5 protein-coding genes are annotated in these 8401 nt (G+C 39.7%); 2 read left to right on the top strand and 3 right to left on the bottom strand.

Features of this window, described 5'->3' with window-relative positions; all coding sequences use genetic code 11:
* Window positions 1–447: 447 nt before the first annotated feature.
* Entirely contained in the window at window positions 448–1821 is a 1374-nt protein-coding gene (hemN, locus tag BHE89_RS04925; RefSeq protein ID WP_069369548.1) for an oxygen-independent coproporphyrinogen III oxidase, read from the top strand.
* A 19-nt stretch (window positions 1822–1840) separates the two neighbouring features.
* Here the strand turns inward: hemN and glnG are convergent, their stop codons facing one another.
* The 3 genes from glnG to glnA form a co-directional block, all read right to left on the bottom strand.
* Window positions 1841–3265: a nitrogen regulation protein NR(I) gene (gene glnG / locus BHE89_RS04920; RefSeq protein WP_069369549.1), complete on the bottom strand. Its 1425-nt coding sequence runs from the start codon at window positions 3263–3265 to the stop codon at window positions 1841–1843.
* Between the two features lie 10 nt (window positions 3266–3275).
* A complete protein-coding gene (gene glnL / locus BHE89_RS04915; protein WP_069369550.1) occupies window positions 3276–4322 on the bottom strand; it encodes a nitrogen regulation protein NR(II) in 1047 nt (348 codons plus the stop codon).
* Window positions 4323–4506: 184 nt separating this feature from the next.
* A complete protein-coding gene (gene glnA / locus BHE89_RS04910; protein ID WP_069369551.1) occupies window positions 4507–5916 on the bottom strand; it encodes a glutamate--ammonia ligase in 1410 nt (469 codons plus the stop codon).
* Window positions 5917–6293: 377 nt separating this feature from the next.
* On the opposite strand from glnA, the gene typA reads away from it, so the two are divergent.
* On the top strand, window positions 6294–8111 hold the full coding sequence (typA, locus tag BHE89_RS04905; RefSeq protein ID WP_171729953.1) for a ribosome-dependent GTPase TypA: 1818 nt from the start codon (window positions 6294–6296) through the stop codon (window positions 8109–8111).
* Window positions 8112–8401: the final 290 nt, after the last annotated feature.

Here is an 8401-nt window from a genome sequence, read left to right as displayed (position 1 = left end):
TTAGGATATGTAATATTATAATTTAGGTAAAGATATAATTGTTACTATTATTATAATCATCAAATTAAGAGGGAATAAAAGAATAATAAAACTAATATAACGATATATTTAATTAATTTAAATCGTATTTTGAGTAATATATCGTTTTAAACTCGGTGTAAATTTTTTCTTCTGATATTCCACGATGAATTAAAACTACTAACATATTGAATAAACGTAATTTATTTACAGATATCTTTAATGGATAAGATTATTTTTACATAATGTGATTTACATCACGTCGTATATTGGCGTGTTATCGCCTATCAATATGAGGGTAAGGATTTATACGATACCTCTTTCGATCATATTCAGTTCCCGATTTATTGGTTACACTATTCTTTCAGATATTCATAATGTCTGTTTGCTGGTATGAATATCAGCGGTTCACTTTTGGAAGGTAGAGGCATGTCAGAACAAACAATTATTTGGGATCTTGACCTGATCCATAAGTATAACTATTCAGGTCCTCGCTATACATCATACCCAACAGCATTAGAGTTTAATCAGCAATATGGCGATGATGATTTTATTAAAGCAACGCAACGTTATCTTGAGCGCCCTTTATCGCTTTATATTCATATTCCTTTCTGCCATAAGCTGTGCTATTTCTGCGGCTGTAATAAAATTATTACACGTCATAAACATAAGGCAGACGAATATCTTGATGTTTTAGAAAAAGAAATTATTAATAGAGCGCGCTATTTTAAAGACAGAAAAGTGACTCAAATGCATTGGGGGGGAGGGACACCGACTTTTCTGGATAAACAACAAATTAGCCGATTAGTTTCACTATTACGTCAGCATTTTCATTTTGTTGATAATGCAGAACTCTCTATTGAAATTGATCCTCGTGAAATTGAGCTAGATGTTATTGATCATCTACGTCATGAAGGATTTAATCGCTTGAGTATGGGAGTGCAAGATTTCAATAAAGAAGTGCAACAAAAAGTCAATCGTGAGCAAGATGAAGCGTTTATTTTTGCATTGGTAGAGCGTGCGCGTGAGGTAGGTTTTCACTCCACCAGCATTGACTTGATTTATGGTTTACCTAAGCAAACTAAAGCGAGTTTTGCCTTCACACTACAACGTGTTATTGAGTTATCACCAGATAGATTGAGTGTTTTCAATTATGCACATTTACCTAATTTATTCGCGGCTCAGCGTAAAATCAAAGATGAAGATCTTCCTTTAGCAGAGGAAAAATTAGAAATATTACAAGAGACAATTTCTACGCTGACAACAAATGGCTATCAATTTATTGGTATGGATCACTTTGCTAAACCTGATGATGAGTTAGCGGTTGCTCAGCGTAAAGGTATTTTACATCGTAATTTCCAAGGCTATACCACCCACGAAGATTGTGATTTGTTAGGTATGGGCGTTTCTGCAATAAGTATGTTAGGTGATAACTATGCGCAAAATGAAAAAGTATTGAAAGAGTACTATGCGCGAGTCAATAGTGAAGGAAATGCACTCTGGCGAGGTTTATCTCTGACTCATGATGATTGTATCCGCCGTGATGTGATTAAAACCTTAATTTGTAATTTTAGCCTGCGTTTTTCTGATATTGAAAAAATGCACCATATTGTCTTCCATGACTATTTTAAAGAAGATCTAGAATTACTTGTGCCAATGAAGGATGACGGTTTGGTTGAAATAACAATAGACGGTATCCAAGTTACGCCACAAGGACGTTTGCTTATTCGTAATATCTGTATGTGTTTTGATACCTATTTACGAAACCAAATGCGCCAACGTCAATTCTCGCGTGTGATTTAATTGATTAAGGGTTAGAGGATCAATATTCCTCTATCCCTAATTCTTTTAATTTACGGGTTAGTGTATTTCTGCCCCAACCTAATAATCTTGCTGCCTCTTGTTTATGCCCTTGTGTATATGCCAAAGCACTAAGTAATAGTGTACGTTCAAATTGAGGTAGCGCATCTGTTAAGATGTTTTCTTTTCCTTCCCCTAATGCTTCATTTGCCCATAATGAAAGATGTTGTGACCAATGTTGAGATGAAGCTATTCGACTGATATTTTTAGTTTTTTCATCAGGTTGACGAATTTCTTGTGGTAAATCTTGAGGCATAATCTCTTGGCTTGCCGTCATGACCGTTAACCAGCGGCATACATTCTCTAATTGTCTAACGTTACCTGACCAGTTGTATTCCATCATGATTTGCAAACTTTGTTGATGAAGAACTTTGGCTTCAACACCCAATTCTTTTGCTGTTTTTTGTAGAAAATAGCGCGCTAAGTTGGGAATATCTTCGGTTCTATCGCGCAGTGGTGGTAACTGAATGCGTATGACATTGAGTCGATGATAGAGATCTTCACGAAAATCACCGGCTTGAACTCGTTTTTCTAAATCTTGATGTGTCGCGGCAATAATACGTACATCGACTTTTACAGGGGCATAACCGCCTACTCGATAAAATTGTCCTTCAGCAAGGACTCGCAGTAAACGTGTTTGAATATCAAGGGGCATATCGCCGATTTCATCAAGAAATAGTGAACCACCATTCGCTTGTTCAAATCGACCTTGGCGTACTTGTGAGGCACCTGTAAATGCGCCTTTTTCATGACCAAACAGCTCTGATTCAATCAAGTCCTTAGGGATTGCCGCCATATTTAGCGCAATAAAAGGAGAAGAAGCTCTTGGACTGTGGCGATGTAATGCATGTGCGACTAACTCTTTTCCTGTGCCCGATTCCCCATTAATGAGGACACTAATTGAAGAGCGAGAAAGTCGACCAATAATACGGTAAACCTCTTGCATTGCTGGTGCTTCACCAATCATATCTGTCACTGATTGTAGTGAGGTTTCATCGGTATTCGGTTGTTTTTGTTCGCGATAATGCGTTATGGCGCGATTAATTAATGCCAGTGTTTCGTCGATATCGAACGGCTTTGGTAAGTAATCAAAAGCGCCTTGTTGATAGGCATTAACGGCAGCATCAAGATCAGAATGTGCCGTCATAATAATAACGGGCAAGGTAGGATATTGTTCTTTAATTATTTTTAAAAGAGATAAGCCATCAATATCAGGCATACGAATGTCTGATAACAACACATCAGGTATTTCTGTATTGAGCGCATTAAGCACATCATTCGCATGTTCAAAGGTTTTACAAGACATACCTTCACGAGAAATGGCACGCTCAAGTACCCAGCGAATAGCGCTGTCATCATCAACAACCCATACATTTCCTTTTTGCATTGGTTATCTCCTACTTAATTGGTAAATAAATAGAAAACTCAGTATTTCCGGGCCAACTGGTAAATTCAATTTTACCTGCATGTTGATCCACTAAATTACGCGCAATAGAGAGCCCCAATCCATTACCACCTTCTCTACCACTTACCATCGGATAAAAAAGCGTATCTTGTAGATGAGAGGGAATGCCATCACCTGTATCAATCACATCTATACGAGCCACAAGGCGATGACGTTCGCCATGAAGTGTGACTTGAAAAGCAGTACGGGTACGCAAAATAATTGTCCCACCTGTTTTTTCAACGGCTTGTAAGGCGTTACGTGTAATATTTAGTAGGACTTGTTCTATTTGATCTGGATAATGTGATAACTCCGGTAAGCTGGGATCGTAATCTTTTAATAAGATGACATTTTCAGGGCATTCGAGCGAAATAAGCTGAGCAACGCGCTCAACAACATGGTGAATACTCTGATGTGTTTTTGTTCCTGGATGTTGGGGGCCAAGTAATCTGTCCACTAGCACACGCAGGCGATCAGCTTGCTCAATAATGACTTGCGTATATTCCGTTAAAGTAGGATCAGGTAAGGATTTTGCTAGCAATTGCGCTGCGCCCCGTAATCCTCCCAATGGATTTTTAATTTCATGTGCCAGCCCCCTAACCAATTCCCTAGCAGCCATTTGCTGGGCTTGTTGTATCTGCTCTTGGCTTAACCGGCGTTGACTATCCATAGGCGCCAGTTCCAGCAAAATATGTTGCTCGGAAATAGGTTGGGCACTGAGCGACATTGTGTGTGATTGGTTATTAATAACCAGTATCACTTCATTGTCGGTAAAGCTTTGCCCATTCGCTAATGTTTCACGCATTAAATCAGCATCAAAAGAGTAATAACTGAAGAGGGCAGTGAAAGGCGTTTCAAATAGTTTTCGACGGCTTTGTGCTAAAACCTGTAACGCAGAATGATTTGCGTAGCAAATAATAAACTCTTTGTTGATAACCAATACAGAGTGTATCAATGAGTCTAAAATTAATGTGTTGTCAGGTAAGTCCGCCGTTTCCATATTGAATACCCCATTGCACCATTTTAGTGCATCTTACCTTTATTACAGTAGTGAACCAATGCGTAAGTGAAAAGGCTGATCCCTTAAATGGGAGAAAAGTGCCCATCCGAAGATGGGCAAAATAGCTTCACGGCAAAAAAAAACAGTTTTACATCTTGGCTTAAAGGTTTATCAACAAGTTATCTTAAGCGCTGTAATACATTTCAAATTCAAGAGGATGCGGAGCCATACGTACACGCTGAACATCAGCACGTAATAATTCTAAATAAGCATCAATAGCATCGTCAGTAAATACGCCACCACGGGTTAAGAATTCACGATCGGCATTTAATGTATTTAATGCTTCTTCTAATGAACCCGCGACAGTTGGGATCTCTTTCGCTTCTTCTGGTGGTAAGTCATAGAGGTTTTTATCCATAGCATCACCAGGGTGAATTTTATTGATAATGCCATCAAGACCCGCCATTAACTGCGCTGCAAATGCAAGATAAGGGTTTGCTAAAGGATCTGGGAAACGGACTTCTATACGACGTGCCTTCATGCTAGCAACAACGGGAATACGAATTGACGCTGAACGGTTACGTGCAGAGTAAGCCAGCATGACTGGTGCTTCAAAACCTGGGACTAAACGTTTGTAAGAGTTCGTGGTTGGGTTAGTAAACGCATTTAATGCACGAGCATGTTTGATAATACCGCCGATGTAGTACAGCGCCATTTCAGATAATCCGCCGTATTTGTCACCTGCAAACAGGTTTACACCATTTTTAGACAGTGACATATGACAGTGCATACCAGAACCGTTATCACCCACTAAAGGTTTTGGCATAAAGGTCGCTGTTTTACCAAATACGTGAGCCACATTTTGTACCACATATTTATAAATCTGGGTTTCATCTGCTTTTTTGGTCATGGTATTAAAGCGAGTTGCCACTTCATTTTGACCAGCCGTTGCAACTTCATGGTGATGAGCTTCAACAACTAAGCCCATTTCTTCCATGATGTTACACATAGTAGAACGAATATCTTGTGATGAATCAACGGGTGGCAGTGGGAAATAACCCCCTTTCACCATCGGGCGGTGGCCTTTGTTGCCGTCTTCGTATTTGGTATTGGTGTTCCATGCCGCTTCAATATCATTGATAGCGTAAGATGCACCGGAAATATCGTTTTTGAAACGAATATCATCAAATAGGAAAAACTCTGGTTCTGGTCCAAACAGGACTGTGTCTGCGATACCACTTGATTTTAAATAGTCTTCAGCACGTTTTGAGATAGAACGGGGATCACGATCGTAACCTTGCATTGTGCCTGGTTCTAAAACGTCACAACGAATAATCAAGGTCGGATCTTGGAAAAATGGGTCAAGCATTGCGGTTGTTGCATCTGGCATCAGCACCATGTCTGATTCGTTAATGCCTTTCCAGCCACCAATAGAGGAACCATCGAACATTTTTCCTTCTTCAAAGAAATCATCGTTAATCTGATGAGCCGGAATAGTAAGATGTTGTTCTTTACCTCGGGTATCAGTGAAACGTAAGTCAATATATCTAACTTTATGTTCTTCAATCATGGATAATACATGTTCAAGGGACATAGGAACTCTCCTGGCGAATGGTTTTATTGAGTGCAGTGGCCTTACACATTTTTCGGTGAATTTTTTGCTCACCTAAATTCTATTGCGAAAAGCATGCCAACTTATCTAAAAAGGGATATATACTGTATTGATGAAGTTTAGTGTAGAATATCTCCTGTGATTTTTTAATTATTGCACAAAATTGGTGCAAATTAAGCCTAATTAACTGCACCATTTTGGTGCAACTGAACGGATGCGACTAAATTCTGAGGCGTGAAAAGGATCACAATTCAATTAATTGCATATTGTTAAGCAATCATTATTGTGATCTTGTTTAGTCTCTCGTCTAAAGCGTGTACAATACTGCGCTTATTTCTACAATGCCTGAGGCAAATTTTGTGATCGAAAACTTGCGTAATATCGCCATCATCGCCCACGTTGACCATGGTAAAACAACTATCGTCGATAAATTACTCCAGCAATCTGGTACGTTCGGTGAACGTGAAACTGTTGCTGAGCGCGTGATGGATTCAAATGATCTCGAAAGAGAGCGCGGAATTACTATTCTTGCGAAAAATACAGCGATTAAATGGAATGACTATCGTATCAATATCGTAGATACCCCAGGACACGCCGACTTCGGTGGTGAGGTAGAACGCGTTATGTCTATGGTAGACAGCGTTCTATTGCTGGTTGACGCGATGGATGGCCCAATGCCACAAACGCGTTTTGTGACACAAAAAGCGTTTGCTAACAACTTAAAACCAATTGTTGTTATCAATAAAGTTGACCGCCCTGGTGCGCGTCCAGACTGGGTTGTTGATCAGGTATTTGACCTGTTCGTAAACTTAGGTGCCACTGACGAACAACTTGATTTCCCAATTATCTATGCATCTGCATTAAATGGTATTGCGGGAACAGATTACAATGACATGGCTGAAGATATGACTCCGTTATATGAAGCTATTGTTAAATATGTAGAGCCACCAAAAGTGGATCTGGAAGGTACATTCCAGATGCAAATTTCTCAGTTGGACTACAACAACTACCTAGGTGTTATCGGTATCGGTCGTATCAAGCGTGGTAAGGTTAAACCTAACCAGCAAGTCACTATCATCGATAGCGAAGGTAATACTCGTAACGGTAAAGTTGGTAAAGTGTTAGGTCACTTAGGCTTAGAGCGTATTGAAGTTGAAGTCGCAGAAGCTGGCGATATCATCGCAATCACTGGCTTAGGTGAACTGAATATTTCTGATACGATCTGTGAAACAGGTGCTGTTGAAGCATTACCTGCATTAGCCGTTGATGAACCTACTGTTAGCATGTATTTCTGTGTTAATACTTCACCTTTCTGTGGCCGTGAAGGTAAATTTGTGACTTCTCGTCAGATTTTAGATCGTCTGAAAAAAGAGTTAGTCCATAACGTAGCATTACGTGTAGAAGAAACTGAAGATCCAGATGCATTCCGTGTATCAGGTCGTGGTGAGCTTCACCTGTCAGTTCTGATTGAAAATATGCGTCGTGAAGGTTACGAATTGGGCGTATCTCGTCCTAAAGTTATCTTCCGTGATATTGACGGCCGTAAACAAGAGCCTTTCGAACAAGTAACTATCGATATTGAAGAACAGCACCAAGGTGATGTGATGCAAGCGATGGGTGAGCGTAAAGGTGAAATGCGTGATATGCAACCAGATGGTAAAGGACGTGTACGTTTAGACTACATCATCCCTAGCCGTGGTCTGATTGGTTTCCGTACTGAATTTATGACCATGACATCAGGTACTGGTTTACTGTACGCAACATTCAGTCACTATGATGATGTTCGTCCAGGTGAAATCGGTCGCCGTAATAACGGTGTTATGATCTCTAATGGTCAAGGTAAAGCGGTTGCTTACGCACTGTATAGCTTACAAGATCGCGGTAAATTATTCGTTACTCATGGTGCTGAAGTTTATGAAGGCCAAGTAATTGGTATTCATACTCGCTCTAATGACTTAACAGTAAACTGTTTAACAGGTAAAAAGCTGACTAACATGCGTGCTTCTGGTACAGATGAGGCGACAACGCTGACTCCACACCTGAAACAAACATTAGAACAAGCATTAGAATTTATTGATGACGATGAGTTAGTCGAAGTGACTCCGCAGTCTATTCGTCTGCGTAAGCGCTATTTGTCAGAGAACGATCGTCGTCGTGCTTACCGTAGCAAAGACTAATTCGTAATTCTGATAACATAATTCTTAGGGCGCGTTAGCGCCCTGAGTTTATACTCGTCATATTTCAAGTTACAGGGAGATTGACTACACTCAGCGAGTCGAGTTACATCGTTTATCTCTGTTGCTCGCCTATCTTCACTTGTCACCTATCTGTAACTCAAATTATTTAGAGTATATGGTATTATAAAACGAATGCGGTGGTTAATTTGCCACCGTATAAGTTTTTTCACTTCTCCTTTTTCGACCTATTTTTTCTTATTTTTTATCTTCCGATTAGCATTTACAACGTA

It is taken from the genome of Shigella sp. FC1967, assembly GCF_001743005.1.
GTDB lineage: Bacteria > Pseudomonadota > Gammaproteobacteria > Enterobacterales > Enterobacteriaceae > Proteus.
Note: the sequence above shows the minus strand (reverse complement) of the source record. Positions and strands in the feature narration are given on the sequence as shown.

What these genes read in the sequence shown, in the direction of transcription:
- glnA (WP_069369551.1), bottom strand. Translation starts at nt 5,916, where the DNA reads ATGTCCCTTGAACATGTATTATCCATGATTGAAGAACATAAAGTTAGA.
- glnG (WP_069369549.1), bottom strand. Translation starts at nt 3,265, where the DNA reads ATGCAAAAAGGAAATGTATGGGTTGTTGATGATGACAGCGCTATTCGC.
- hemN (WP_069369548.1), top strand. Translation starts at nt 448, where the DNA reads ATGTCAGAACAAACAATTATTTGGGATCTTGACCTGATCCATAAGTAT.
- glnL (WP_069369550.1), bottom strand. Translation starts at nt 4,322, where the DNA reads ATGGAAACGGCGGACTTACCTGACAACACATTAATTTTAGACTCATTG.